Below are 24,278 nucleotides of genomic sequence, written 5' to 3' on the forward strand. Positions count from 1 at the left end.
GTAGCAAATATACATATTTTTCAGAAATCCGTCCCAATCAACTATATTTTCTTAAAATATCAATACATATTAAACCAAATAGACATCTTAAAGATGTCTATTTTTATTTTGTAATTCTTGTACTTGTATTTTTTATTTGTGAATTCAAAATATTTTCATTATCTTTGTACAAGAATTACTAAAACAAAAAAAACCAAATTCTACTGCACATAGATTTGGTTTTAAGATATTTTTGATGTTTGACTTGTAAAATCCCGTATTGCGCTTAACAATACATCTCCTGAGGCTAGTCACCTCATTATGGGTTAGAGTATTATAGTCTGTTTCGTTTAGCAAAACTATGTATTAATATGTATATACACAAGTTTTCATTGGTTATAATGCTCTATTAAGCAATTTTTATAAATATTTAAATCTAAGCTAATGGCAGCAAACACAGTTTTAGCAGCTTTAGGTATGGCTGCTGGTAAGGTTATCATAAAAAAAGCAACAGAATCGTTGCTAGATAACAAAAATCAAATTTATACCTATTTACAGTCCAATTTTACAAAGATAAAAAATGAGGATGTTCGATTTTCTATCAGTTATTTAATCAGAATTAAAATTCCTGGTACTTCTAAATTTTTGTTAGTTCGTGGTCACCGTATTAAAGACCAACTACAACCTGTAGGTGGTGTTTACAAAAAAATTAACGGTTTTTCAGAATTTGAAAAATGGGGATATAAGGAAGATTGCGGAGCGAAGGGAATCAAATCGGATGAAATTAGCAAAGACGATTTACGTTTTCGAGTGAAAGGTGAACATGCTTTAGATGTTATTAAATGGTTTGAATCCAGAAAAAACCGTGAAACAACCTATGACCGTGAATTCAACGAAGAGCTTATTGAAGACCATGGATTTGATAAAGATATTTTTTACTCCAAATCATTCAGAGAGGTGCAAAAAACGATGAAAGTATTTGGTTACAGTACTTTTCATCAATGTTATGAAGTTTTGATTTATGACATTGTTGAGTTTCTTCCAACTCCGGAACAAGAAGTAGAACTGAAGAGACTTTTAAAAAATCCTCGCAAATTAGGCAGTGATTTCATGGTAGTAGACATCAGCGAAATCGAAAGATTGTTAGTAATTGAAAATGAAGAACAAATTGCTAAAATTGGAGAACACACAAAATACTTAATCAATGAGAAATAATTATACAAAATACAAAGAAGAAGAATTTAAAAAGGAAGAATTACTTGCTATTGCAGCGGCTAATTTAGAATTAGATGACACCAGAAAAGAACAGATGATTTCTGCTTATAAAGCAGTGAATGATGTTTTTGATAAAGATGAAGAATTTTTTAAAGATTACACAGTTAATGTGTATGCACAAGGTTCTTTGTTAATAGGAACAACTATTAAGCCATTACCAGGTAAAGAATTTGATTTAGATATTGTTTTAAAATTAGATGATTCTTATTTAAATCATACACCCAAAGAAATTTATGACGAAGTTTTCCGTGTTTTAGATAATCATGGAACCTATTCACCACTTCTTCAGAAGAAAAACCGTTGCATTAGAATCAACTATAATAGCGATTTTCACATGGATATTCTATCTGGATGTAAAATCACTTCAGACAGCACAAGATTGATGATACCAAATGATAAAACCTTAATGGATTGGTCTCGCACAGATCCAAAGGGGTATGATGCTTGGTTTAAAAATATTTCTGAAAAGCATAAATCTCAATTTATGCTTACAGAACGATTTGTGATGCTTACAGAAGCAAAAGTAGAAACTGAGGATTTGCCAAAAGATGTATATGTTAAATCTCCATTGCAAAGAACGGTGCAAATTATAAAACGTTACCGTGATTTGTATTATGAAAATAAAGATTTAGCTAAAACACCTGCTATTTCAAGTATTGTATTAACAACTTTACTGGCTCAGAGCTATAATGAAGAGTTATCAATTCAAGCAGCACTTAAAAATGCGATGGCAAAAATGAAACATTTAGCTGACGATTATAAGTATAAAGGAATTCGATTTCAGGTTTATAACCCAATAGATTTATATCCAGATAAGGAGAAGCGTGAGAATTTCACTGATTCTTGGACTGATAAGCATTACGAAAGTTATGTGGGATTTGTAACAGATTTAGAGAGAAAGGTCAGTACGTTTTTATCCAACTCTACCAATGAGCAGAATTACAAAGATTTATTTGGAAACGGATATTACAAACAAAACATCCAAACTTTGGTTAAGTTGGAAGAAAGTTTTAAAGGGAATCCTCAATTAGCCGCATTGCTTTCTGGAACAGCTTACACAGACTCAAGTGGTCAAATTAATACCTCATCAGGTGTAAAAAATGGAAGTCATGGATTTTATGCTGAATCCTAAAGAGCGTGCTAAAAAATACTGGATGGGATTTTTGTATAAAACGATGATTGAATGTGAAAAAGAATTCAAATGGTTATCTTTTGAGGTTAAAGGGAAATTACTTGAAGGAAAGGGCACATTGGAATTGAATAACAGAAAATATCATTTGAAATTGCTATGTTCTCCATTTTTCCCCAATAGATTTGAAAGAGTAATGGTAGAAACTAAAAATCTTATAAAATGTGCGGATACACATTTTAACGGTGATGGTTCACTTTGTTTGTATCATCCAGTTTTTGATTTAAAAGGTAGACCTTATCTTGATTTAGTAGAAGTCATTCCGTGGATATCTGAATGGATATATTATTATGACAAGTATTTGGAATATAAAGTTTGGTTAGGTCCCGAATATCCTCATAATTGATGTTAATTTGCAAGTTCTCTGTTCTTTTACAGAACGGAGAGCTTGTTTAAAAATAAAGAAATGAACAAAAAGTTTAAATTATCAGATATTGTTAATATAAGGTCGGGAATGGTGGTTCCTAAAACCGTTAACAATGATGAAAAGCAACTGACCGATGCCTATGTTAGAATGGTTGGAACTTCTGATTATGATGATGACGGGAATTTAAGAAAGGATCTTGAAGCTAACGTTTTGATAAAGCCGGCTATCGAAAAAAATTTTTTACAATATAACGAGGTTTTGTTCAATGCCAAAGGAAGACGCTTTTTTGCCACCTTATTCCGCAATGAATATTCATTTACTATTGCCAGTGCTTCTTTTCTGGTTTTAACTATTCAGAATGATCTTATTCTGCCTGAATTCTTGGTTTGGTATCTGAATCATCCTGAAACATTAAAAGTATTTGCTTCTAAAATGACGACCCAAAATATTCCCTCGGTCACAAAACAAGAATTAGGAGACTTGGAAATTATTATTCCTAATTTAGACACACAAAAGCAGATTATAAAATTAGATTTCTTAAAAAAAGAACAAGTTGTTATTCAAAAGGAGTTAATCACTCTTAAAGAAAATTTAATCAATACAGTAACTTATAAAAAACTACAAAATGAGTACTAAAGTAAGTCAAAAAGATATAAACAATACCGTATGGAAAGCTTGTGACACATTTCGTGGTACAATCGACCCTTCTCAATATAAAGATTACATACTCACCATGTTATTTCTAAAGTATGTAACCGATGTGTACAATGAGAAAAAAGAAGAATATGCCAAAAAATATGAAGGAAACGAAGAGCGTGTAAAAAGAGCATTGGAGCGAGAGCGTTTTATAGTCCCTGAAGAATCAAGCTTTTATTTTTTATATGAAAACCGTAACAATCCAAAGATTGGGGAAATGATCAATCATGCTTTAGCGGAATTGGAGGAAGCAAACAGAGAAAAATTAGGCGGTCACGATGGATCTAATATTTTTAGAAATATTGATTTTAACAGTTCTAATTTGGGAGATGCAAAAGGCAAAATAACCAGATTACGTAATCTATTGAACGATTTTTATTCTTTAAACCTTTCTTCTTCTCATTTAGAGAATAACGATGTCATTGGAGGAGCCTATGAATTTTTGATTGCTAATTTCGCATCTGATTCAGGGAAAAAAGCAGGAGAATTCTTTACTCCAGCGGAGGTTTCTACATTATTGGCTAAGTTAACCAAATCTAAACCAGGTTCACGTATTTATGATCCTACTTGTGGTTCAGGCTCTCTTTTAATCAAAGCAGGACGCCAGGTGGGTGATAATAACTTTTCGCTATATGGTCAAGAAGCAAATGGTAGTACTTGGGCATTGGCTGTAATGAATATGTATCTGCATGGCTATGATAGTGCTGTGATACGTTGGGGAGATACGTTGAGAAATCCAAAGCACAAGGAAGGAGATGCTTTAATGTTATTCGATACGGTAGTAGCCAATCCTCCTTTTTCATTGGACAAATGGGGAGCCGATGATTTGGCAAGCGACTCTTACAATCGTTTCTGGAGAGGTTTGCCACCAAAATCTAAAGGAGATTGGGCTTTTATTTCACATATGATAGAATCATTGAATAATACTGGTAAAGCAGGTGTAGTTGTACCACATGGTGTATTATTCAGAGGAGCTGCTGAAGGAAAAATCAGAACTAAGACCATTGAAGAAGATTTGATTGAAGCAGTGATAGGCTTACCTTCCAATTTGTTTTTTGGCACAAGTATTCCGGCTGCTATTCTTATTTTCAACAAGCAAAAAGTAAACAAAGAGAAAGTACTGTTTATTGATGCCAGCAAAGATTTTGTACCGGGGAAAAATCAAAACTCCTTAGGGGAAAAACACATTCAGCATATTACAGATATTTTTACGCAGTTTCATGATCAGGCAATGGAAACAGGAATTGTTGAAGAAAGATTCGCTTATATAGCCAGTTTTGAAGAAGTAAAGGAGAATGATTTCAACCTCAACATTCCTCGTTATGTTGATACTTTTGAACCAGAACCCGAAATCGACATTCAGGCAGTGATGCAGGAAATCAAATCTTTGGAAGCAAAACGAGATGAGTTGGATAAGGAAATCGGTGGATACTTGAAAGAGCTGGGTATTGATTTTTAATTTTTTAAATCCTTAATGTTTTTACTAACGAAAATTGAGTCATCGAGATGGAAAATAAAAAATTAAAAGTAGGTAACGTTCCCCATTTGAGATTTCCGGGGTTTGAAGGGGAATGGGAAACGAAGAAGTTGGGGGAGATTATGGATTTCAAAGTAACCAACTCATTTTCTCGTGATAACCTAAATTATGAAAATGGATTTGTGAAAAATATCCATTATGGTGATATTCACACTAAATATCAAACATTGTTTGATATTGCTAATGAAGTTACTCCATATATAAATAATGAAATAAACATCCACAGAATTTCAGAAGAAAATTATTGTCAAGAGGGAGATGTCATTTTTGCAGATGCTTCCGAAGATTTAAAAGATGTAGGAAAAAGTATTGAAGTTATCAATCTAAATGGAGAAAAACTTCTGTCTGGTTTGCATACTTTGTTAGCAAGACCTCAAAAGAACATTTTTTATTTAGGTTTTAATGGTTATTTATTCAAGTCTAATTCAGTACGAACTCAAATACAGAAAGAGTCACAGGGGACAAAGGTTTTAAGTATTAGTACAGGACGTATTTCAAAAATAAAATTGTCATTCCCAAATCTCAAAGAACAGCAAAAAATCGCCTCATTCTTTTCTCTAATAGATCAAAGGATTGCAACCCAAAACAAAATAATTGAGGAACTGAAGTTATTAAAGAATACGCTTAGTAAGAAGTTATTCTCTGGTCAATTGAAGTTTAAAGATGAGTTCGGAAATAATTTTCCTGAGTGGGAGTCGAAAGAATTATCAGAAGTTATGTCTGTTCCAGAAAAAATAAAATCAAGAAATATTGACAAAAGTAGATTACTTACTGTAAAACTTCATTTAAAAGGTGTTTCTCAAAATGATAATACAAATACTTTATCATTAGGTGCAACAAATTATTTCATTAGAAAGAAAGGGCAATTTATTTACGGAAAGCAAAATCTGTTTAACGGAGCTTTTGGTATAATTCCTGATGAATTTGATGGATTTTTATCTTCTGGAGACGTACCTGCTTTGGATATTAACCATTCAAAAATTAACACTGCATATCTTCTATATTTTTTAGGGAGAGCAGATTTTTACAAAAGATTAGAAGATTTGGCAACAGGTTCTGGAAGTAAACGGATACATGAGACTACATTATTAGGAGTCAAAATAGATTTTCCGACAATTGAAGAGCAACATAAAATAGCTAACTTCTTATTATCTATCGATGGAAAAATTGAAATTGAAACCAATATTTTACAGAAGTTAGAGAGACAAAAGACATACTTTTTAGCCAATTTGTTTATATAAATAAATTGGCTAAAAGATATTGTTTCTGCTTAATTAATAGCATATGAAATTCAAATTCAGTTTTTATTTTATCGTCAATACTTGATAGAAAATCTGCAACATATGTTTGTTGAATATAATTTGGCAATTGTATTTCCATAGGTTCAATTTCGGAGATGTAATGTCTTTTGTGTTCATTTGAGGATAGATTTAAAAATGACAAATACTCAAATACAAACTTTAGGTTCACATTTGGTTTAGCTGTCAAAATTTTAATTGCTGATGATTTTACTTTGAATAGAAAATCCACAAACTTTATATCCATTGTAAAATCATCGAAAATGATAGATTGTCCTTTGTCATAAATACCAAATTCTTCATCGGTATATCCTAATACAAAAGATTTATTTGCAGTTAGAACTGGAATTAACGAAATATCAGATGAATAATCTGTATTTGTTACCAAATATTTAGTTGGCTGTTCATAGTTTAAAGTATCCTTAACTTGAACCAAATCATTTTTTTGATTAAGAATTTGTTCATATAGCTGATAGCGAATCGTATTCACATAGGAAATTAAATCCTTAATTATGCCGTTATCGGCAAAAATTAAGAAATATATAGTTGTAATTTATTGTATATTTGCCGATAACGGCATCTATAATCAAAAGCTATGAATTATATTTCAGTAAGTGAGTTTGCAAAAAAATGGAATGTTCCAGAACGAACCGTCCGGAATTATTGTGCTACAGGAAGAATTAAAGGAGCTTTTTTAACAGGTAAAACATGGAATATTCCCGATGATGCGATATTACCTGAGAAAGCAAATAAGAAGAAATTTAGTGATAATCAATTACTCAATCATCTCAAAGAACAAAAAGAAATGAAGCTCAAAGGTGGTATTTATCACCGTACGCAAATCGATCTGACTTATAATTCAAACCGGATAGAAGGAAGCAAGTTGACTCATGATCAAACCCGATATATTTTTGAAACAAATACTATCGGAGCTTCTAAAGAAAGCGTTAATGTAGATGACATCATAGAAACAACCAACCACTTTCGATGTATTGATTTAATCATTGATAAGGCAAAATCTAAATTATCAGAATCATTTATAAAGGAATTACATTATCTACTGAAGTCAGGAACATCTGATAGTCGAAAAGACTGGTTTAATGTTGGCGAATACAAAAAACTTCCTAACGAAGTAGGTGGCAATGAAACTTGTTCACCTAAAGAGGTGACGACAAAAATGAAAGATTTACTTTCTGGTTACCACAGTATTGAACAGAAAACTTTTGAAGATATTATAGACTTTCACTACCAGTTTGAAATCATTCACCCTTTTCAGGACGGAAACGGGCGTGTTGGTCGGTTAATCATGTTTAAAGAATGCCTTGCTAATAATATTGTGCCCTTCATTATCGATGAAGATATTAAACTGTTCTACTATAGAGGTTTACAGGAGTGGATTAATATAAGAGAATATTTGTTAGATACTTGTCTTACAGCTCAGGATAATTACAAAGCTATTCTTCAATATTTTGAAATAGAGTTTGATTAGATTTGAGATATTATTTCCCATAGTAAAGGGCTAAGGGAAAAGCTATTTTCTCAAGAGACCAGATTCAGAGAATTTAAGGATGAATGGAAACTGAAGAGGTTAAGAGAGATAGGAGAAACTTTTAATGGTCTTTCAGGAAAAACTAAAGACAATTTTGGAATAGGTAAACCATATATTCAGTACAAGCAAATTTTTGATTCGTCCAAAATTCAAATAGGAAATTGTGGACTTGTAGAAATTTTAGAAACTGAAAATCAGAATAATGTGCAATATGGAGATGTGTTTTTTACTATATCCTCTGAAACACCTAATGAGATTGGAATGTCTTCAGTCTTATTAGATGAAGTTAGCGAAATGTACCTAAATAGTTTTTGTTTTGGGTATAGACCTTTATCATCTCAGATTCTTAACCCACTTTTTTCAAGTTATTTATTCAGAAGCTCTACCTTTAGAAATGAAATAGTTAAGTTAGCGCAAGGAAGTACTCGGTATAATATGTCTAAAATTGAATTAATGAAATTGACTATCTTATTACCTTGCTTGGAAGAACAAATTTTTATTGCTAAACTTCTTTATTCCATTGAATTAAAAATAGAAACCGAGAAAAAAATTTTGGAGGAATACCGTTCTCAAAAACAATATTTGTTACAGAACCTGTTTATATAAACAGGTTCTGTAACAAATGCTTTTTCTGTAATTCATATTTTTGTAATAAGATTTTTTGAATGTTTATTTTCTCATCAATTGATGATAGTAATTGTTCTATATTACGCTGTTCATCAAATGATGGGCAAAAAAATAATGATTCTCCATAATCTTTGAAATAAATATGAGGAATACCAGACCCAACTTTATATTTTTCAAAGGTGAAGAATTTTAGACTGTAAAAAATATACTTTAGATTCGTACCTGATTTTGCAATAAAATAATTTAAAGTTCCATATTGAAGTATTAAGCCGGGCAGATCAGAAAAAAATAATGAACTATATACAAGAACATTTTACATTCAGAAACTTAGGTGTTTATATCTGTTTGAGTGAAGGTATGCGTATTGGAGAAGTGTGTGCCTTAACCTGGGAGGATATAGACACCGATAATGGAGTTATCAGTGTTAATCGCACAATTCAGCGTATTTATGTGATCGAAGAAGGAAACCGTAGAACGGAACTCATTTTAGATACGCCAAAAACTAAAAACTCTATTCGGGAAATTCCAATCAGTAAAGATTTATTGAAGATATTGAAACCATTTAAAAAAATCGTTAATCCATCATTTTTTGTTCTGACAAACGATGTTAAACCTACAGAACCTCGAACATACCGCAGTTATTATAAAAACTTAATGAAAGAACTCAATATGCCGGAACTAAAATTTCATGGTCTAAGGCATAGCTTCGCCACAAGATGTATCGAAAGTAATTGTGATTACAAAACTGTGAGTGTACTCTTAGGGCATTCCAACATCAGTACCACTTTAAATCTCTATGTTCATCCTAATATGGAGCAAAAGAAGAAAGCAATTGAGCAAATGTTTAAGGCATTAAGGTAGTTGTGAGGGGATAATTATGAGTTATGATAGTCATTTTTATTACATTTGTAGATATATCGTAACTCATAATCTCTAATGGCTTTTACCGAAGATAATATATCACAAATTCCGGCACTCAAACTACTTATTAATTTGGGGTATAGTTACTTATCTTCCAGCGAAGCCTTACAACTTCGAGAGAATAGAGAAAGTAACGTGATCTTAACTGATATCCTCCGAGAGCGTTTGATGTATATTAATGATATTAAAATCGGAAGCAAAAAAACGAAGTTTGAACCAGCAAATATTGAAAAAGCTATCCAGAAAATTCAGGATATACCGCTTTCTGAGGGATTGGTTCAAGCTTGTAATCAAATCTATAATTTGTTGGTATTTGGACATGCTTTAGAACAATCTATTGATGGTGACAAAAAAAGTCATACCATTCAATATATTGATTGGGAAAATCCTGCTAACAATTATTACCACGTATCGGAAGAATTTTCGGTATTACGTACAGGACGAAAAGATACGTACCGACCTGATATTGTTTTATTTGTCAATGGTATTCCATTAGCTGTTATAGAGTGTAAAAGTCCAACAATTAAAGAACCAATAAAACAGGCAATTTCCCAGCATATCAGGAACCAACAAGAAAATGGTATTCAAAGTTTGTATGTGTATAGTCAGGTATTATTAGCAACGTCTCTGTTAGAAACTAAATATGCCACTACAAACACGAAAGAAGAGTTTTGGGCGATCTGGAAAGAAAAGGAAACACAGTTTGTTGACAGTTTAGATAGATTAGTAAATACCGCTTTATCAAAGGATATAGAAAGAAAACTTTTCTCAAATCCAGATATTAGAACTAAATCAGACCATATTGCATACCAAGAAAAGTATCAACAATACGTAGCACCTACCCAACAGGATATTTTTATCCAAGGTTTGTTAAGTCCTGAGCGTTTATTAACTATTGTTAAGGACTTTATTCTGTTTGAAGCTGGTGTTGTCAAAAAAATTGCCCGCTTTCAGCAGTTCTTTTCCATCAACAAAATCATTGAACGGATAAAACCTGTTCGTAACGGTAAAAGAAAAGGAGGGGTTATCTGGCATACACAAGGTAGCGGAAAATCTTTGACAATGGCAATGCTGGCTCGTAAAATTCAAGACACAATAAATAATCCTCAGATTATTTTAGTAACAGATAGAATTGATTTAGACGGACAGATCACAAAAACATTACAAAAAGTAGAAGTCGATGTCATCAATGCCGCATCTGGTAAACAGTTAGTGAGCTTACTGAAAGGTAATGGGGATTTTGTAATTACCACTATTATTAACAAGTTTGATGCAGCAGTCAAAAGTTTACCAGATAATCAATTAACCAGTCACAATATTTTTGTATTAATTGATGAAGCACACCGAACACAGCATGGTATTTTTAATGTGAATATGGAAAAAGTATTACCTAATGCTTGCTTTATCGTGTTTACAGGAACGCCGTTGATGAAAAAACAAAAGAACACTGCGAATAAATTTGGAGGTATAATAGATACTTACCCCATCTCAGAAGCAGTTGAAGATGGTGCTATTATTCCTATTTTATATGAAGGAAGATTGGCTGTACAGGATGTAAACCGAAAAGTGCTTGATAAAAGTGTGGATATGGTGATGGAAGATCTTGAAGAATATCAACGTGCCGATCTGAAAAAGAAAATGAGCCGGGCAGGGTTGATTACCAAAACGGAACAAAACATTGATCAAATTGCTTTTGATATCAGCAAACATTTTCAGTCAAACTGGGGAAAAGATAAAACTGGAATACATTCAGGTTTCAGAGGAATGGTGGTTTGTCCAGACAAATTAACTGCCGTTAAATACAAGAAAGCATTTGACCTGATCGGGAAAGTAAAAACGGAAGTGGTAATGTCGGCTCCCGATACAAGAGAAAATAATGAAGACGTACACAGCTCTGAATCACCCGAAGTCACTCAATATTATGAGTTATTAAAAACAAAATACGGTCAGCGGATAGATGAAGATATCATACAACAATACGAAAAAGGTGAAAATATTGAATTACTGATTGTTATTGATAAGCTTCTTACCGGGTTTGATGTACCTCAGACGATTGTGATGTATTTATGCCGTAAGTTACGGGAACATACATTGCTTCAGGCAATTGCCAGAGTAAACAGAGTTTTTCCAGGCAAGGATTATGGATACATTATTGATTATGCAGGTATAATGGAAGAGCTTCAGGAAGCTTTGGAGAATTATTCTGGGGATGATAATTCTTTTGATCCAAAAGATCTGGCAGGTTCTTTAACGGATATTTCTGAAGAAATAAATAAATTACCTCGTGCTCATACTGATTTGTTAAATATTTTCAAAACCATTAGCAATAAGCAAAATATCGATGAATATATAGTCTTCTTATCTGACCAGTCTATAAGAGATGATTTCTATAATAAATTTAATGTTTTTGCCAGAATACTAAAGGTAGCATTGTCTTCTATTGACTTTCATAACCAAACACCAGAGCAAGAAATTAAGCAATATAAAGACGATCTTAAAAAATTTGCAGGTATTCGTGTAGCAGCAAATTCGATCTATCTGGATAAAATCAGTTTTACACAATACGAAAAGCAATTGCAAAAATTGCTGGATCAGCACGTCATTACAGAAGAAATCATCCGTTTAGTGGAACCTCTGAATATTCTAGATACGGAAGCCTTTGCTGAAGAAGTTGAAAAACTCGTAGGGCCAAGAGCTAAAGCTGAAAAGATTGCAGCTGCAACTTCAAAATATTTATCGATCAATATTGATGCTAATCCTGCGTTATTCAAAAAACTATCTGAACTAATCAGCGAAACTATTGCAGAAATGCGTGCGAATCGTCTGTCTGAAATTGAAGCATTAAGAAGGTTGACCGACTATAAAGAACAAGCTGCAAAAGGTTTTTCTGATGATATTCCAGATGATATTAAAGAAAAAACTAGAAATATTGCTGTTTTTCAACTGCTAAAGCAAGAAAGTTATTTAATCGATAAAGAAGTAGAAATTACAAAAATGTTTGATGAAATTGTTACAAAATTTGAAGTTGTAGATTGGCATAAACGCACTGACATTATCAATAAAATCGAATTAGATTTTGGAGATTATTTAATGGATGTCTTTGATGTTTCTATGGCTAAGGCAGATGAATTAACAAAAAAATTAATTGATATTGCCATCGCAAACAGATAATGAAAGAAAGCATTCAATACGGAAAACAAAAGATAGAATTTGAATTACAATACTCTAATCGCAAAACGATTGGTATTAAAATATTGCCAGACACTTCTGTCTTTGTTGTAGCTCCATTAGAAATATCGTTGGGAAAAATTAAAGAATCACTTTTAAAAAAAGCCCACTGGATATGCAAACAACAGTCTTATTTCTTGAATTTTGATGCAACAGAAATTTCCTATGAAATAAAATCGGGGTATTCTATTTTATATTTAGGAAGGCAGTATAAATTAGTTGTTGAAAAATCTGAGAAGGAAGAAGTCACCTACAAAGGAAATCTGTTTTTAATTACAGTAAAAAATAAGGAAAAAGCACAGATGTTTTTCGATGAGTGGTTAAAACAAAGAGCATACAGTAAAATAAGCGAAATAGCAAAACCTATCATTAAAAAATTTTCAGAACGCTTCAAGGCTCCGAATGACATTTATTTTCAGGATATGCCCACCCGATGGGGAAGTTGTACTATTAAAAATAAACTTATCTTCAATCCTAAATTAATTCACACTCCTAAAAGGTGTATTGAGTATGTCATTATGCATGAATTGTGTCATACGGTTCATAAACACCATAATCAGGATTTTTTTGATTTACTCACTTTGATGATGCCTGATTGGGAGAAAAGAAAGGAAAAATTAAATTCATTTGCCTGATTGCAAAGATTCTACCTACTGTTGTTTATTCATAATATGAATAACAAACCTTACTTTACAGAAAGATGAAGGAGCAATATTAGATTCGCCTATTCTTCTTTCTCTTCATTTGTTTAGCAAACTGTTCCTCCTCGTAATCTTCACCCTGTGCATCGGGTAGCAAGTTGAACAATCCCAAATCGGAATTAGCTGAATGCTCCTGAGAGATAAACTCAAAAAGGTCTTTCGTTGGTTGGTGGTCTATCGTGTTGGTATTGGAAACAGGGCTATCCTGTATCTTCAATTCGGGTTTATTTCCGTTGTTCCACCAATCGTTGAATACGTTTGCCGACAAGTTTCTGTCTAATTGTGAGCCGTTCCAAACGCTACGGTTTTCGTGGTCAATAAAGGTCATACCGTAAATTCGTCCTTCACTATTACGTCTCACAACCGTATTAATACCCTCCTCAGTCAATTGCTTTTTAAATTCACTTTCGTTGTTTGTGGTGTGTATAGCCAATTCAACGGTATTCTTTAGGACAGACCTTGCAGGGTTAGTTTTCATTTTCTCTTTGGAGTGCTCAAAATGTTTTTGAAGTTGTGCAACGCCTGCATCTTTTCCGAATAGCGATGCTTTGAATGGATTGCTTACCTTTTCTCCCTTGTCGTTCAAAGCGAAATATACTAATCCGTGTACAGGTTCTCCGTTGCGTTCGCCCTTTATTTCCTCTGCCGTGATATTAAAAAACGAAAGTAAAGCGTTGTATGTTCCAAGACTTGTGTACTGATAATATTTCGGCAAATGCCGTACTACCGAAGCAATCTGACTTTTAATGTCGCCTTTCTGCTGTTCCACTTTTTTGAAAATCTTATCGGTTTGTTTCTGCTCTTGCTCGGTGGCTTTTTGCAGGTTGTATTTCGTTTCCAAATCCCGACAAATAGCCATTGAGCGTGGATGGTCGTAAGCATCAGGAATTTTCTTACCGTCAATGTCTACACAGGTTGAAACAATGTGTATATGTGTTCGGTCAATATCCGTATGCTTGAAAACAATATAAGGTTGATTACCATACCCCATACGTTCCATATACTCCTGTGCCATTTCCGTAAACTGCTCATCGCTGACCTTATCCGCAGGATCTGGGTTCAGCGAAATATGGCGTACCGTCTTTTCCGTTTTGATGTTTGCCGATAAATACGGCTCAAAGCATTTTTTAAAATAGGCTACGGAATACTTGCCGTCAACTGTGTCAGGTATCTTGTTCAAGAGCAGAACCGCTCCGTTTTCTTTATATACTTTCTGTTGATTGTACAAAATCGCTCCATACATATTGCTTCCCTTTCCAATTTTTGCAATCATAACTTTAATCTTTTTTCAGATGTTTTTCTTCAAATTCTTGTGTCAAACGGATAACTTCTTTAGTAACTTGTACCAATTCTATCGTTTCTTTTTCCAATTTAAAAAGGTATGTTCCTGCTTTTTTCTCCGAAAAATTGCGGTACAATATCTTCACAATCTGATTGTAATTTGTTCCGATTGCTCGGAACTGGCTAAAAAATCGGGTCAACTTTTCGTGATATTCTATTGCATTCATATCAATCTTTACGGTCTTTACGGTCTTCTGAAAGATGCAGGCAGTAATAAAATGGGCGATTACTTTCATATCTGATTGGTCAAAGAGGGCAAGAAATTTGGCATTGTCCTCTGCGTTCAGGTTGATGGAATACCGATTTACCGCAGGGTCAATCTTTGGTTTTCGTCCTGTTTTCCTAATCTGTTTTCTGTTTTTCTCTTCCATAATAATCCATTTTAATTTTTAAACAAACGAGCAACTTCGGAGCCGTTTCCAGCCCCCTGCAAGGGCAAGGGCTCTTGAGGTGCGGAAATTTATTTCGAGGACCTCAAGAGATAACTTGCTCTGAACAGGAGTTCAGAAAAATCCGTTTTGCAAACGGATTGGAGTTAGCCGAAAAAAGCAGTCGCTTCCATTACAAAGTTCGATAAGACTATTTGAATAACAACAACTTACAATCACGCCAAACAAAGCCAATAAACGCCAAATAGTACCACCTTTATGGGGATTGAAATTGCTTTTATTTCCTTTGTATCTGGTTAACTGGCTGATTGGTTATGCCCATAATTAAATAACTGAACAGCAAAAATCCCGACAGCAAATCTGCGTGATTGAATTCAGACGAATTACAGATTTTTGAGTTAATGAACTAGCAGTTAAGTGTATGCAGGTGCATAGGTAGATAGGTTGTTACATAGGTGCAATCGTACATACAACTGACTGCTTAGCTAGCCAAACAGCTAATTGGATATAATATTAAAATTTAGAGATATGATACACGAAGAAAACAAAAATCAGCAAACCAAAAAAGAGGATTTTTCTATTGAAAATTTCCTAACTGATGAAAAGAAACAATCTTTGATGAAACAACAAGGAATAACACATCGGGGAGACTTTGCAAAACCCGAAGTTGATGAGGAAGCTATTATGCGTATAATGGTAGGAGAAGAACTCGAGGAAATAGCAAAAGAAACGGAACAAACTAAACCGTCAGCGAACAGTACGAAAAAAAGTACCTCCAAGCCAAAGAAGCTGACCAAAGAGGATTACTGTGGACAGTTCTTTAAAATTCCGAACAGTACTGCAAGTAGGGGTAAATCGGTCTATGTACGGTAGGAACACCACGAAACATTTAACAGGCTTACCAATATTATGGGCATCGACAAACTGACGATTTATGCGTATCTGGACAATATTATCGAATACCACTTTCAGGAGTTTGGGGAACTCATTAAGGAAATCTATAACGATAAGCACAAACCGTTATTTTGATAACCGTCCTTTGGTCAGGATGCGTAACTCCTTCTTAAAAATTGTTTCCAAAACAAAAAAACAGAAAAAAAGAAAGCCATTTTAACAAGACGGACAGGTGGAAGAACCAAAAGGAAACGGAATAAATCCCGAAGGGTGGCAGGGCAATCACACAACAACTGGGCGAAGCCACCATATTGGCCCTGCTATTATGCCGTAAGCTTTTGGTTGGGTGGTGCGGTGGCTGTCCGCCTTATCTTTGCTATCTTTTGTTCTTTTTTTTATCAATTCCAATCAAAGAAAGGATACAAAAAACACGTAAGGGCAAAGTATGGGGTGTTTTTGGTATGCTTTCCTTTATCCGTACAAAACTCTTTAAATGTATAAGAGCTTTGCGAGGAAAATTTAAAGTGTTTTAAGGATTACTTTCTATTCATATCGTGCCAACATAAGCCAAATACTGCCACGTAATGCCAAATGAAAAAAATACATTCCTTTGGGTTCTATATTGGGGAAATTTTGAACCTATGAAACAAAAAACAATTACCGAAAAAGAGCGTAAAGAAAACGAGCTATCTGAGAAGAAAAAGAACACTCCTTTTATGCAGGTCGATAAGCATAGCGACCCAATTTCCAATTTCATTACCAACTTTAAACGTCAATTCAAAGATACAAAGGGTTTAGGTCTGGGCAAGCTGTTCGGGGGCAAGCGTGTTGAACAACAAAAACAAACTACCGAACCTGAAAGCGTAATAGGTGCAACAAAAACGGTTATGTTTTCGGATTTCAAAAACGATGAAAAAAGTCAGATTGTACAGAAAAACAAAAAACCTTCCTTGAAGACAGACAACGCAATCAAACCGCAACAAGCTCTCCAGAAAAACAATAAGCCAAAGTTGGGAATATAAGCCGAGTATTTTACATCTGAACGCCAAACGCTACCTCTGACGGCAACATTGGAATGACCTATGTAAATAGCTTTTATTTTAGAGGTTTAAATGATGCAGATATGGAAATAACAGTTTTAGACATTCAGATTTTAAAAGCATTGCATAGGGAAGTAAAGGAAGTTTCCAATCTAATTGCGGAAATGACCGCACCCTACAAAGCATTGCAACAGGCAACGAAATGGCTCGACCAACAGGAAGCCTGCCAACTACTGAACATTAGCAAAAGAACATTGCAGACGTACAGGGCAAAAGGCATTCTTGGGGCAACGCAAATCAATCGGAAAACGTATTTCAGATTGTCCGAAGTGGAGTTACTGATGCAGGGAGAGCGACCATTAAAAAAGCAAAAGAAATGAAACACATTGGAAATTCAAACGAGGATATGCTTGCCTTGCTCGAAGCTGTGGTAGGTATCAAAAATGAACTGCTGTATATCAGGGAATATTTTCATCCACTCTTAAAAGGGGAAATTTATCTTTCGGGCGAACAGGTTTGCGAGATGTTGCATATCAGCAAACGGACGTTACAACAGTACAGAGATGACGGACTGATACCCTTTATCAAGCTCGAACGGAAAATCCTTTTCCGTGAAAGCGATATTATCAAGGTATTGGAAGATAACTATCAGCGTTGGGATAGTTTAGGAATTTAACGTTTTAGAAGCTTGGCGAAGTGGCGGGAATCGAAGCAAAAAATGTTCAGTTTTGTACAAAAGTTCAATCGAAGAACTACCCTTGAGTTCTGCACTAAACCCGCCATTTTGCCAAACTGCATGTTGTGTTCTCTGGTTTTTCTCACGTTAAATATTGAATATCTTACTTACAAATTTGTATGCTTGTTTTTCGCCTGTATTGGGATTAACCCATTCGTCAATTTCTTTCGGGATTGAAGTTATTATATACGCATTGTCAAAAGTAACTTCACCTTCACGAATCCTATCATAAAAGTCTTGGTCTGTCATTGAAACCCACTTAATTCTGAATCTTGCACCCGACCAATCAAAATCAATTTTTGCCTTATCATTATTGTTTTTGTAAATTTTTACATTTGAGACTTTCATAAATGATTCTGACGGTGCACTTACAGCAGCAAATTCGTCTTCATTTAAGTATGCTCTATAATTTCCCCAAAAACCCTTATAGCCATATTGTTGATATGCCCATTCTAAAACATCTTCAGTTCTATTTCCAACTTTTCTGCAGAATTATTATCAATCACCCAATTTTCCTGTTGTTTGCCTTGAGGCATTGGTCTTCCATCAAACTCAATAATATCAAGAGGTTTGGCAAAGTCAATTTCGTGACCTTGCACAGCACCTGCACGACCATCGTCTTTAACTATTCTTATCCATTGGCTTGGATTGTCCAAGTCAAGTCCTCCTGGACATAGACCACCGGTTTTACAGCTAACAGCTAATAGTAATACTTTTTTTTTCATTTCAAATGTTTACCAAATTTTATATTGTTGCTGAATTTATTAAGTAACATATCAGTTACTAATCTACGATGACACTTTTCTGTTGTATGTTCTGAACAAAGAAGTGCAACATTTTTAAAGGCTTTAAATTGTTCAACAAAATTATCAATTTTTGATTCTTTTTCTAAATACTTGTTGAACTCTACCTCAAATAATTTATAGTCTTTGCTCATTGCAGAACCTTTGGTTCTTACTTCTTTCAGTAATTCGTTTTGTGGTGCTAAATCCACTCTATGAGCATATTTGCAACCATTAGCCAACTTGTCTAAGAAAAAAGGCAAATCTTTTTCAAAGGCAAATCTTGATAATTGTCCATTTGGGTTTAACCTAACATCTATCAGGCAGTCAATATTGTTATTCTTTAATAATCCAAAAAAATCCTCTGCTGATTTTTGGGTAAAACCTATGCTAAATAAATTAATCATACTCGTTAAAATTATTGTTGTTCTTGTCTAATTTCCAACCGTGTAATAGATTCCAATATCTATCACAAAAGTCATTTTTTTTATCTTGTAACGTGTTGCCAAAGTAATTCTCAATTTTAGCTGATTCAAAAAAACTTGAATTTAAAACATCTAATTTTTTGATTTCAGTTTTATTGAATATCACTTCGGATAACTCTGTATTTATGTTTTCATTAGATACAGTTTCAATTTCTCCATTTTTGTTTTTAGTTATATGAAGAACTTCAATCCAATCTCCAAACTTCTCTTCAATCTTTTGGCTTACAAAAAAGAATCTATGACAATCTACAGGTCTTTTTTCGCTACACATAAGTGCAACAGTATATTCATTTTCATATGCCTTTTCAATTCTTTTTATGCCTTCTGAGAAATACTCATCATTTCTGAATTTTTGAAAATCAACGATTTCTTCGTAATCAAAAAGTTCTGTTTTTTCAGGTCTATTACTTTTTGAAATTGGAAATATGTCTTCAAAAAATATATCAGAAGCTTTTGAAAAAACATCTTGCATCGGACTTGCCTTTGCTCCAAGTTCTGGCATATGACCATATGAAATTGAAAAATGTTTACTTGCTAATTTTAGGTTGTCTGCATTACATTGTGGAAATTGTTTTGAGTAAGGAACAGAACGGATATCTACTAAATGCGATACTTTGAAATCTTTCAAAGTATTGAGCATTTTTTCAATGTCTATCATATTTCCATTTTGAAACAATGTATAGCCTAATGTATATAATTTAAGTTTTTCCATTTTTAAATTCTATTATGTTTGTGTTAGTGGCTATTTGTTCTAAAATATTTGTTGTAAAAATGATTTCAATCACGTCATTTTTGTCGTTAGTTTTAAAAGCGTCTGAATATTTCAAAATAAGTTCATTAACCTTTTGGTTGTTTCCTGAATCTACATAATTAATAAAAACTTTGTTTTTATTAGCAATATTTTGTATAAAGTTTAATATAAACTCTTCAACTCCTATCTCAAAATATCTACAACTCAAAGCCCAATTAAGAATTTGCATAGTGCTATTGGTGATAATGTATGTTATTGCAGAGCAAACTCCTAAATTTTCACCATTTTCTCTAAGTATTTCAAAATAAACAGATTTTGCTCCTTTATGAAAATCATTGTCAATACTCGAAAATTTGAATTGGTTTGATTTGGAATATAATTTTATGGATTCAATATGTTTATTGTCGTTTATTATTTTAATTGATAATGTGGGTAAATAATTTTGATTGCGTTCCGTTTGAATTATTCTATATTCTTTCCGTCTATTTTGTGAACTTAAAGACAGTTCATTTCTTTCAAACAAACATCCTACAATTAATTGAGCGACTAATTCGTTGTGATTATTCCATTCGGGAACAAATACTTCGGGTAATTTGCTTTTAACTTCATCTCTGACTAATTGATTATCGTCAATAAATAGAATAGAACTTGGTAAAATAGATAGTTGATTAGCTATGATTTTGATGTTTTCACTTTTATCATTTTCATTTGTAATTATAAAATCTATTTGATTTTTTAGAGGAAAAATATCTTCGCTTAATTCATTTATAGCCGATTCAACTTCTTTAGAGTCATTTCTTGAACAGATTGCAATGAAAATACCTAATTCATTCCCAAGCGTTTTAACAAATTTCATAAATTCAATAAAAGAAACTCCCTTTTCAGTTTTCATATTCTTCATGATTTCATCAATCCCAATTTCAGATAGTGTACCAAACCATAAAGTATCATCTAAATCAAGTACTACAGCCTTGTATAGCGTTTTTATTTTGCAAATTATTTGTGCAACAATCTTGGTTATAATTATTCCAATTAGTGGTAAATCTGTTTTGCCTGAAAGTTCGATTAACGTTGGAATGTCTTGAATCTGATATTTGAAATTGTAAGATGAGTTCTTTGTGGCGTTTCTACAGTTAATTTGAATATCATTAGTATTTTTTTTATTGCCTACGTTTTCAATAGTAAATTTATTTTGTTTTAACTGTTCAAATAAGCGATTTAAAATAGTGTCATCTTGCGAAATGAAGCTATTTAGACCTGAAATCGTTATGACAAATTCATCTTCGTTATAGCTTCGAAATTTTCTGATATAGTCATTTATGTAAACACTCAGAAATGGGTTGTCAACTATTTGACTTCTTCCACAAAGTGAATTTATATTTTTCGTTTCTAATTTCGCCATTTTCTACGGTCAATTTAATTCAAATTTAGTGTCTTTATTTTCGCTTCTTGTTATGACGAGGGTTTCGTAACATACCACACAACTCTCGGGTGGGCGAGAGTTATTCGTTTTTAATTGTTTGTAAATATTTATTTGTTTCCTCAACAGCTAAAATACAAAAAAGCCAATACAAAAACTGTGTTGGCTTTCTATAATTGCTTTATATGTTTCAGAGTTGAGCTACAAAAGAGCTTTCCATACCCTTAAATTTGTGTGATACCTTTTGCATATCCTTTCCAACTTTCTCGTTAAGTATCTTGGCATAAATCTGTGTTGTGGCAATATTCTTATGCCCTAACATTTTGCTCAAACTTTCCAGCGGAACACCCTCACTCAAAAACAGCGTGGCAAACGTATGGCGTGCCAAATGAAAGGTTACTTTCTTTTCTTTCAGGCAGTCAATAAGTTGTGATATTCTCTTTAGGCTATCATTACAGACTGTATTTGAAGGTACAGGAAATACCTTTCCATCCTTTGAAAATCCCGCATATTTCTCAATAATCATTTTGGGAATATCCAACAGCATCACGTTTGACGATGTGGCTGTCTTTTTCCTACGTATGATAATCCATCGGTTACCGTCAAAAAAATCTTGAATATTACTATTCTTAAGTCCTTTTATATCTGAATAAGAAAGACCTGTAAAGCAACTGAAAATAAACAAGTCTTTAACTAATTCGTCTTTCTTTTTCTCGCAGTTAAAGGTTACGAGCGGTTCCAATTCATTCCGTAGCAGATACCCACGATCTTTGTCCTTTTTGGTATTCTTGTATTCGCTGAACGGGTTGAAAGCAAGATGTTTTCTACTCATTGCCAATCGGCAAAGCGTAGTAAATCCAATCATATACAGCCAAATGGTGTTGTGTGTCAAGCTTTGGTCGTCACGCAGGTACTAATCAAAGTCCTGTACAAAATCAGATGTAAGATCGTTGAATGATAAGTCAGAATATCCGTACTTTGTCAGTGCAAAATTACGCAGGTGCTTTAAAAGTGTTTTGTATTTACTGCGTGTACCATTTACCCGAAGTCCGTTATTGACCTTTTTCTCATAGTCCGAAAGGAACTGTTCATAGAATTTGAAAAAGGTCAGTTCTCCGCTTTCCATCCCAAGAACGGCATTTTTAAGTTTGGTACTGTTTACAGCTCCCTCATTCTTTAAAATTTTGGAATAGCATTCTTCGATACCCAAACGGATTTTGTCGAGTTTGCTGTTTGTGTCTTGTGCTTCTCGGCTTTTACCTAAAACCCTGCCGTACTTCAAATCCCAATTTGTTGCGGAAATATCCAGCTTTGTGCTGAATGCAGATTGATTACCGTTTACAGTAATTCTGCACATAACCGTAACTTTCCCGTTCTTCTTCGGGGCATTCTTTTTAAGGTAGAAAAGAACCTTAAACGTTGATTTTTTTGTCGTTTCCATACTCACAATTCTTAATGATAAAATTAAACCTATGTGAGCTACGGAACAATATGAAAAACTATGCAGAAAGCTGAAATACAGTATTTTAAAGCGGTTGCTTCTAATACTTGAAAGTAACGTTTTAGTAACCTTACTTTTGCCTAACCTCGCTTTTTTCTGCTTTTTACATCATTACCAAAAAATCAAAAAACGATTGTAAAGCCTTTATTTACAATCGTTTTCCCTGTTTTTAATCTTTGATGTATTTTTACTGAAAATTTATTTTAAATTTAAGCTCTTTCCTTTAAATAAACCAAAAGAAAATCTTATAGTTTTATTACAAAACAATAAAAACTACATCCTATTCAATTCCATCAAGGGTAAGCTGTAAAGCAATTTGTTTTTTGGTAATGGACAAGTAACAAAGGCATGTAATTTTTATTAGAATGTGATGACATTGGTAGGCAAGTAATAGGAAAATGGGTATTGAAATTTAGAGATAGGAACCCCATCGGGCAATGTCATTAAGTTAAGGAAAAAAATACTTATTCTCCGTTACTTTTGAAGCCCAAAAGTAACCAAAACGCTTCGGCCCATTTAAGGTGGCTTTTCGCACAGTCATCCGCACATGGACAAGAATGCCTTGTTGTCGGGGATATCTTCCTTCAAAATTCTCCCTTTTGATGGAGAATTTTTTGAAAGCATCCCAAGGCCAATCCCATCACACGGGGCATCGGCATTCTTTCCATCTCTCCGCCACTGGAAATGAGCCGTTGCTAAAGGACTTCCTACGGAAGGATTGTTGTTTGTATAAATTGAGAACCCCTGGAAGGGGTGACATCTATGTAGAAAATCGGATTGTTCAACGAAATGTTGTTCCAAATATCTTCCCGAAGAAAGAAAAAAAGTTCGTTCGCTCTACTCACGATGACAGCATTCCTAAAATTAACAACAATAGATTCTTCGCTTCTCTCTGAATCCCTCTCTATCTCAATTCCAATTCTGAACGGCTAGTGAAGAATCTGTACGCTTCTTCTCCCTAATATCCTGTCATGCTTAACCGAAGGTTAAGGAACTGTACGCTTTTGAACCAGGATGGAAAGGATAAGAGGATGTAGCAAGATATTAATGAACCTCCCCATCGGTCAATGTCATTAGTTAACGAAAATATCTAAACAGAACTATTTCAAGGATCGTGAATCCCTCTCTGGAATATCCAATTCTGAACGATCAGTGAAGAATCTGTACGGTTCCCCCCCCATAGGTACTGTCATTCTGCACCGAAGGTGCAGGACCTGCACGCCAATGCAATCATAGCTAAATTTAGGTTCGCATTGTTCCGAGATCCTTCCTGCGTCAGGACGACAGTTTGGTGGCAACTGAAGAATTGTGAACTGTACGCCAAGGCAATCATAGCTAAATTTAGGTTCGCATTGTTCCGAGATCCTTCCTGCGTCAGGACGACAGTTTGGTGGCAACTGAAGAATTGTGAACTGTACGCCAATGCAATCATAACTAAATTTAGGTTTTCATTGTTCCGAGATCCTTCCTGCGTCAGGACGACAATTTGGTGGCAACCGAAGGTAAAGGAACTATTCACCAAGGCAATCATAGCTAAATTTAGGTTTTCATTGTTCCAAGATCCTTCCTACG

The 24,278-nt window shown here is 33.8% G+C and carries 26 protein-coding genes and 1 pseudogene; 16 read left to right on the top strand and 11 right to left on the bottom strand.

The genetic code is table 11. The features are described from left to right. Positions 1 to 423: 423 nt before the first annotated feature. Genes NMK93_RS10650 through NMK93_RS10675 form a run of 6 tightly spaced genes read left to right on the top strand, consistent with a single transcriptional unit; the run spans position 424 to position 6,284 of the window. Positions 424 to 1,194, top strand: a complete 771-nt coding sequence (locus NMK93_RS10650) for a hypothetical protein (protein ID WP_185242068.1) — start codon at positions 424 to 426, stop codon at positions 1,192 to 1,194. Continuing rightward, positions 1,184 to 2,386: a nucleotidyltransferase gene (locus NMK93_RS10655; RefSeq protein WP_254527216.1), complete on the top strand. Its 1,203-nt coding sequence runs from the start codon at positions 1,184 to 1,186 to the stop codon at positions 2,384 to 2,386. Before NMK93_RS10650 ends, NMK93_RS10655 begins: the two co-directional genes overlap by 11 nt. After that, complete coding sequence (locus tag NMK93_RS10660; RefSeq protein ID WP_254527217.1) at positions 2,355 to 2,789, top strand: hypothetical protein; 435 nt, start codon at positions 2,355 to 2,357, stop codon at positions 2,787 to 2,789. Before NMK93_RS10655 ends, NMK93_RS10660 begins: the two co-directional genes overlap by 32 nt. A gap of 60 nt (positions 2,790 to 2,849) precedes the next feature. Beyond that, complete coding sequence (locus NMK93_RS10665; RefSeq protein ID WP_254527218.1) at positions 2,850 to 3,446, top strand: restriction endonuclease subunit S; 597 nt, start codon at positions 2,850 to 2,852, stop codon at positions 3,444 to 3,446. Beyond that, complete coding sequence (locus NMK93_RS10670) at positions 3,436 to 4,965, top strand: type I restriction-modification system subunit M (protein ID WP_254527219.1); 1,530 nt, start codon at positions 3,436 to 3,438, stop codon at positions 4,963 to 4,965. The genes NMK93_RS10665 and NMK93_RS10670 overlap by 11 nt, the downstream gene beginning before the upstream one ends. Before the next feature lie 47 nt (positions 4,966 to 5,012). Then, on the top strand, positions 5,013 to 6,284 hold the full coding sequence (locus NMK93_RS10675) for a restriction endonuclease subunit S (RefSeq protein WP_254527220.1): 1,272 nt from the start codon (positions 5,013 to 5,015) through the stop codon (positions 6,282 to 6,284). On the opposite strand, the gene NMK93_RS10680 is transcribed toward NMK93_RS10675, so the two are convergent. Next, entirely contained in the window at positions 6,277 to 6,831 is a 555-nt protein-coding gene (locus tag NMK93_RS10680) for a hypothetical protein (protein WP_024566505.1), read from the bottom strand. The two genes, NMK93_RS10675 and NMK93_RS10680, sit on opposite strands and share 8 nt — an antisense overlap. Before the next feature lie 105 nt (positions 6,832 to 6,936). Between NMK93_RS10680 and NMK93_RS10685 the strand changes: the two genes are divergently transcribed. From NMK93_RS10685 to NMK93_RS10705, 5 genes are all read left to right on the top strand, one after another. Next, positions 6,937 to 7,830, top strand: a complete 894-nt coding sequence (locus NMK93_RS10685; RefSeq protein ID WP_254527221.1) for a Fic family protein — start codon at positions 6,937 to 6,939, stop codon at positions 7,828 to 7,830. Positions 7,831 to 7,920: 90 nt separating this feature from the next. After that, on the top strand, positions 7,921 to 8,496 hold the full coding sequence (locus NMK93_RS10690) for a restriction endonuclease subunit S (protein WP_302328365.1): 576 nt from the start codon (positions 7,921 to 7,923) through the stop codon (positions 8,494 to 8,496). 276 nt (positions 8,497 to 8,772) lie between these two features. Further along, a complete protein-coding gene (locus NMK93_RS10695; protein ID WP_302910816.1) occupies positions 8,773 to 9,378 on the top strand; it encodes a site-specific integrase in 606 nt (201 codons plus the stop codon). 75 nt (positions 9,379 to 9,453) lie between these two features. After that, positions 9,454 to 12,609 carry a type I restriction endonuclease subunit R gene (locus NMK93_RS10700; RefSeq protein ID WP_254527223.1) on the top strand — a complete coding sequence of 1,052 codons (3,156 nt, stop codon included), beginning with the start codon at positions 9,454 to 9,456 and terminating at the stop codon, positions 12,607 to 12,609. Beyond that, a complete protein-coding gene (locus NMK93_RS10705; RefSeq protein ID WP_254527224.1) occupies positions 12,609 to 13,301 on the top strand; it encodes a M48 family metallopeptidase in 693 nt (230 codons plus the stop codon). Before NMK93_RS10700 ends, NMK93_RS10705 begins: the two co-directional genes overlap by 1 nt. A gap of 79 nt (positions 13,302 to 13,380) precedes the next feature. Here NMK93_RS10705 and mobB read toward each other — a convergent pair whose 3' ends face one another. Together mobB and mobA are read right to left on the bottom strand one after the other, a co-directional pair. Continuing rightward, positions 13,381 to 14,640, bottom strand: a complete 1,260-nt coding sequence (gene mobB, locus NMK93_RS10710) for a conjugal transfer protein MobB (RefSeq protein WP_254527225.1) — start codon at positions 14,638 to 14,640, stop codon at positions 13,381 to 13,383. A 4-nt stretch (positions 14,641 to 14,644) separates the two neighbouring features. Next, complete coding sequence (mobA, locus tag NMK93_RS10715) at positions 14,645 to 15,079, bottom strand: conjugal transfer protein MobA (protein WP_254527226.1); 435 nt, start codon at positions 15,077 to 15,079, stop codon at positions 14,645 to 14,647. Positions 15,080 to 15,625: 546 nt separating this feature from the next. Between mobA and NMK93_RS10720 the strand changes: the two genes are divergently transcribed. The 5 genes and pseudogenes from NMK93_RS10720 (at position 15,626) to NMK93_RS10740 (ending at position 17,707) form a co-directional block, all read left to right on the top strand. Next, complete coding sequence (locus tag NMK93_RS10720; RefSeq protein WP_254527227.1) at positions 15,626 to 15,970, top strand: hypothetical protein; 345 nt, start codon at positions 15,626 to 15,628, stop codon at positions 15,968 to 15,970. Positions 15,971 to 15,982: 12 nt separating this feature from the next. Continuing rightward, a pseudogene (locus NMK93_RS10725) lies at positions 15,983 to 16,126 on the top strand (DUF3408 domain-containing protein); the annotation flags it as partial. A gap of 506 nt (positions 16,127 to 16,632) precedes the next feature. Continuing rightward, positions 16,633 to 17,013: a hypothetical protein gene (locus tag NMK93_RS10730; protein WP_254527229.1), complete on the top strand. Its 381-nt coding sequence runs from the start codon at positions 16,633 to 16,635 to the stop codon at positions 17,011 to 17,013. A gap of 101 nt (positions 17,014 to 17,114) precedes the next feature. After that, positions 17,115 to 17,411: a helix-turn-helix domain-containing protein gene (locus NMK93_RS10735; protein WP_076752779.1), complete on the top strand. Its 297-nt coding sequence runs from the start codon at positions 17,115 to 17,117 to the stop codon at positions 17,409 to 17,411. After that, positions 17,408 to 17,707 carry a helix-turn-helix domain-containing protein gene (locus tag NMK93_RS10740; protein WP_254527230.1) on the top strand — a complete coding sequence of 100 codons (300 nt, stop codon included), beginning with the start codon at positions 17,408 to 17,410 and terminating at the stop codon, positions 17,705 to 17,707. Before NMK93_RS10735 ends, NMK93_RS10740 begins: the two co-directional genes overlap by 4 nt. 147 nt (positions 17,708 to 17,854) lie before the next feature. Here NMK93_RS10740 and NMK93_RS10745 read toward each other — a convergent pair whose 3' ends face one another. The 8 genes from NMK93_RS10745 to NMK93_RS10780 all read right to left on the bottom strand — a co-directional run bounded on the left by NMK93_RS10745 (position 17,855) and on the right by NMK93_RS10780 (position 24,237). Then, positions 17,855 to 18,115: a hypothetical protein gene (locus tag NMK93_RS10745; RefSeq protein ID WP_254527231.1), complete on the bottom strand. Its 261-nt coding sequence runs from the start codon at positions 18,113 to 18,115 to the stop codon at positions 17,855 to 17,857. Between the two features lie 104 nt (positions 18,116 to 18,219). Then, positions 18,220 to 18,492: a hypothetical protein gene (locus NMK93_RS10750; RefSeq protein WP_254527232.1), complete on the bottom strand. Its 273-nt coding sequence runs from the start codon at positions 18,490 to 18,492 to the stop codon at positions 18,220 to 18,222. Continuing rightward, a complete protein-coding gene (locus NMK93_RS10755; RefSeq protein ID WP_254527233.1) occupies positions 18,489 to 18,956 on the bottom strand; it encodes a DUF488 family protein in 468 nt (155 codons plus the stop codon). The genes NMK93_RS10750 and NMK93_RS10755 overlap by 4 nt, the downstream gene beginning before the upstream one ends. After that, positions 18,949 to 19,746: a DUF488 family protein gene (locus tag NMK93_RS10760; protein ID WP_254527234.1), complete on the bottom strand. Its 798-nt coding sequence runs from the start codon at positions 19,744 to 19,746 to the stop codon at positions 18,949 to 18,951. Before NMK93_RS10760 ends, NMK93_RS10755 begins: the two co-directional genes overlap by 8 nt. After that, entirely contained in the window at positions 19,733 to 21,187 is a 1,455-nt protein-coding gene (locus tag NMK93_RS10765; protein ID WP_254527235.1) for an HAD-IIIC family phosphatase, read from the bottom strand. Before NMK93_RS10765 ends, NMK93_RS10760 begins: the two co-directional genes overlap by 14 nt. A gap of 208 nt (positions 21,188 to 21,395) precedes the next feature. Next, entirely contained in the window at positions 21,396 to 22,037 is a 642-nt protein-coding gene (locus NMK93_RS10770) for a site-specific integrase (protein WP_254527236.1), read from the bottom strand. Between the two features lie 81 nt (positions 22,038 to 22,118). After that, complete coding sequence (locus NMK93_RS10775; RefSeq protein WP_254527237.1) at positions 22,119 to 22,646, bottom strand: phage integrase SAM-like domain-containing protein; 528 nt, start codon at positions 22,644 to 22,646, stop codon at positions 22,119 to 22,121. A 1,249-nt stretch (positions 22,647 to 23,895) separates the two neighbouring features. Further along, positions 23,896 to 24,237 carry a hypothetical protein gene (locus NMK93_RS10780; RefSeq protein WP_254527238.1) on the bottom strand — a complete coding sequence of 114 codons (342 nt, stop codon included), beginning with the start codon at positions 24,235 to 24,237 and terminating at the stop codon, positions 23,896 to 23,898. Positions 24,238 to 24,278 lie beyond the last annotated feature (41 nt).

This window comes from Sphingobacterium sp. LZ7M1 (assembly GCF_024296865.1).
GTDB lineage: Bacteria > Bacteroidota > Bacteroidia > Sphingobacteriales > Sphingobacteriaceae > Sphingobacterium.

Excerpts from the sequence above, each read along its gene's own strand:
- NMK93_RS10650 (WP_185242068.1), top strand. The coding sequence starts at position 424 with ATGGCAGCAAACACAGTTTTAGCAGCTTTAGGTATGGCTGCTGGTAAG.
- NMK93_RS10655 (WP_254527216.1), top strand. The coding sequence starts at position 1,184 with ATGAGAAATAATTATACAAAATACAAAGAAGAAGAATTTAAAAAGGAA.
- NMK93_RS10660 (WP_254527217.1), top strand. The coding sequence starts at position 2,355 with ATGGAAGTCATGGATTTTATGCTGAATCCTAAAGAGCGTGCTAAAAAA.
- NMK93_RS10665 (WP_254527218.1), top strand. The coding sequence starts at position 2,850 with ATGAACAAAAAGTTTAAATTATCAGATATTGTTAATATAAGGTCGGGA.
- NMK93_RS10670 (WP_254527219.1), top strand. The coding sequence starts at position 3,436 with ATGAGTACTAAAGTAAGTCAAAAAGATATAAACAATACCGTATGGAAA.
- NMK93_RS10675 (WP_254527220.1), top strand. The coding sequence starts at position 5,013 with ATGGAAAATAAAAAATTAAAAGTAGGTAACGTTCCCCATTTGAGATTT.
- NMK93_RS10685 (WP_254527221.1), top strand. The coding sequence starts at position 6,937 with ATGAATTATATTTCAGTAAGTGAGTTTGCAAAAAAATGGAATGTTCCA.
- NMK93_RS10700 (WP_254527223.1), top strand. The coding sequence starts at position 9,454 with ATGGCTTTTACCGAAGATAATATATCACAAATTCCGGCACTCAAACTA.
- NMK93_RS10705 (WP_254527224.1), top strand. The coding sequence starts at position 12,609 with ATGAAAGAAAGCATTCAATACGGAAAACAAAAGATAGAATTTGAATTA.
- mobB (WP_254527225.1), bottom strand. The coding sequence starts at position 14,640 with ATGATTGCAAAAATTGGAAAGGGAAGCAATATGTATGGAGCGATTTTG.
- mobA (WP_254527226.1), bottom strand. The coding sequence starts at position 15,079 with ATGGAAGAGAAAAACAGAAAACAGATTAGGAAAACAGGACGAAAACCA.
- NMK93_RS10720 (WP_254527227.1), top strand. The coding sequence starts at position 15,626 with ATGATACACGAAGAAAACAAAAATCAGCAAACCAAAAAAGAGGATTTT.
- NMK93_RS10730 (WP_254527229.1), top strand. The coding sequence starts at position 16,633 with ATGAAACAAAAAACAATTACCGAAAAAGAGCGTAAAGAAAACGAGCTA.
- NMK93_RS10735 (WP_076752779.1), top strand. The coding sequence starts at position 17,115 with ATGGAAATAACAGTTTTAGACATTCAGATTTTAAAAGCATTGCATAGG.
- NMK93_RS10740 (WP_254527230.1), top strand. The coding sequence starts at position 17,408 with ATGAAACACATTGGAAATTCAAACGAGGATATGCTTGCCTTGCTCGAA.
- NMK93_RS10745 (WP_254527231.1), bottom strand. The coding sequence starts at position 18,115 with ATGAAAGTCTCAAATGTAAAAATTTACAAAAACAATAATGATAAGGCA.
- NMK93_RS10750 (WP_254527232.1), bottom strand. The coding sequence starts at position 18,492 with ATGAAAAAAAAAGTATTACTATTAGCTGTTAGCTGTAAAACCGGTGGT.
- NMK93_RS10755 (WP_254527233.1), bottom strand. The coding sequence starts at position 18,956 with ATGATTAATTTATTTAGCATAGGTTTTACCCAAAAATCAGCAGAGGAT.
- NMK93_RS10760 (WP_254527234.1), bottom strand. The coding sequence starts at position 19,746 with ATGGAAAAACTTAAATTATATACATTAGGCTATACATTGTTTCAAAAT.
- NMK93_RS10765 (WP_254527235.1), bottom strand. The coding sequence starts at position 21,187 with ATGGCGAAATTAGAAACGAAAAATATAAATTCACTTTGTGGAAGAAGT.
- NMK93_RS10770 (WP_254527236.1), bottom strand. The coding sequence starts at position 22,037 with ATGAGTAGAAAACATCTTGCTTTCAACCCGTTCAGCGAATACAAGAAT.
- NMK93_RS10775 (WP_254527237.1), bottom strand. The coding sequence starts at position 22,646 with ATGGAAACGACAAAAAAATCAACGTTTAAGGTTCTTTTCTACCTTAAA.
- NMK93_RS10780 (WP_254527238.1), bottom strand. The coding sequence starts at position 24,237 with ATGATTGCCTTGGTGAATAGTTCCTTTACCTTCGGTTGCCACCAAATT.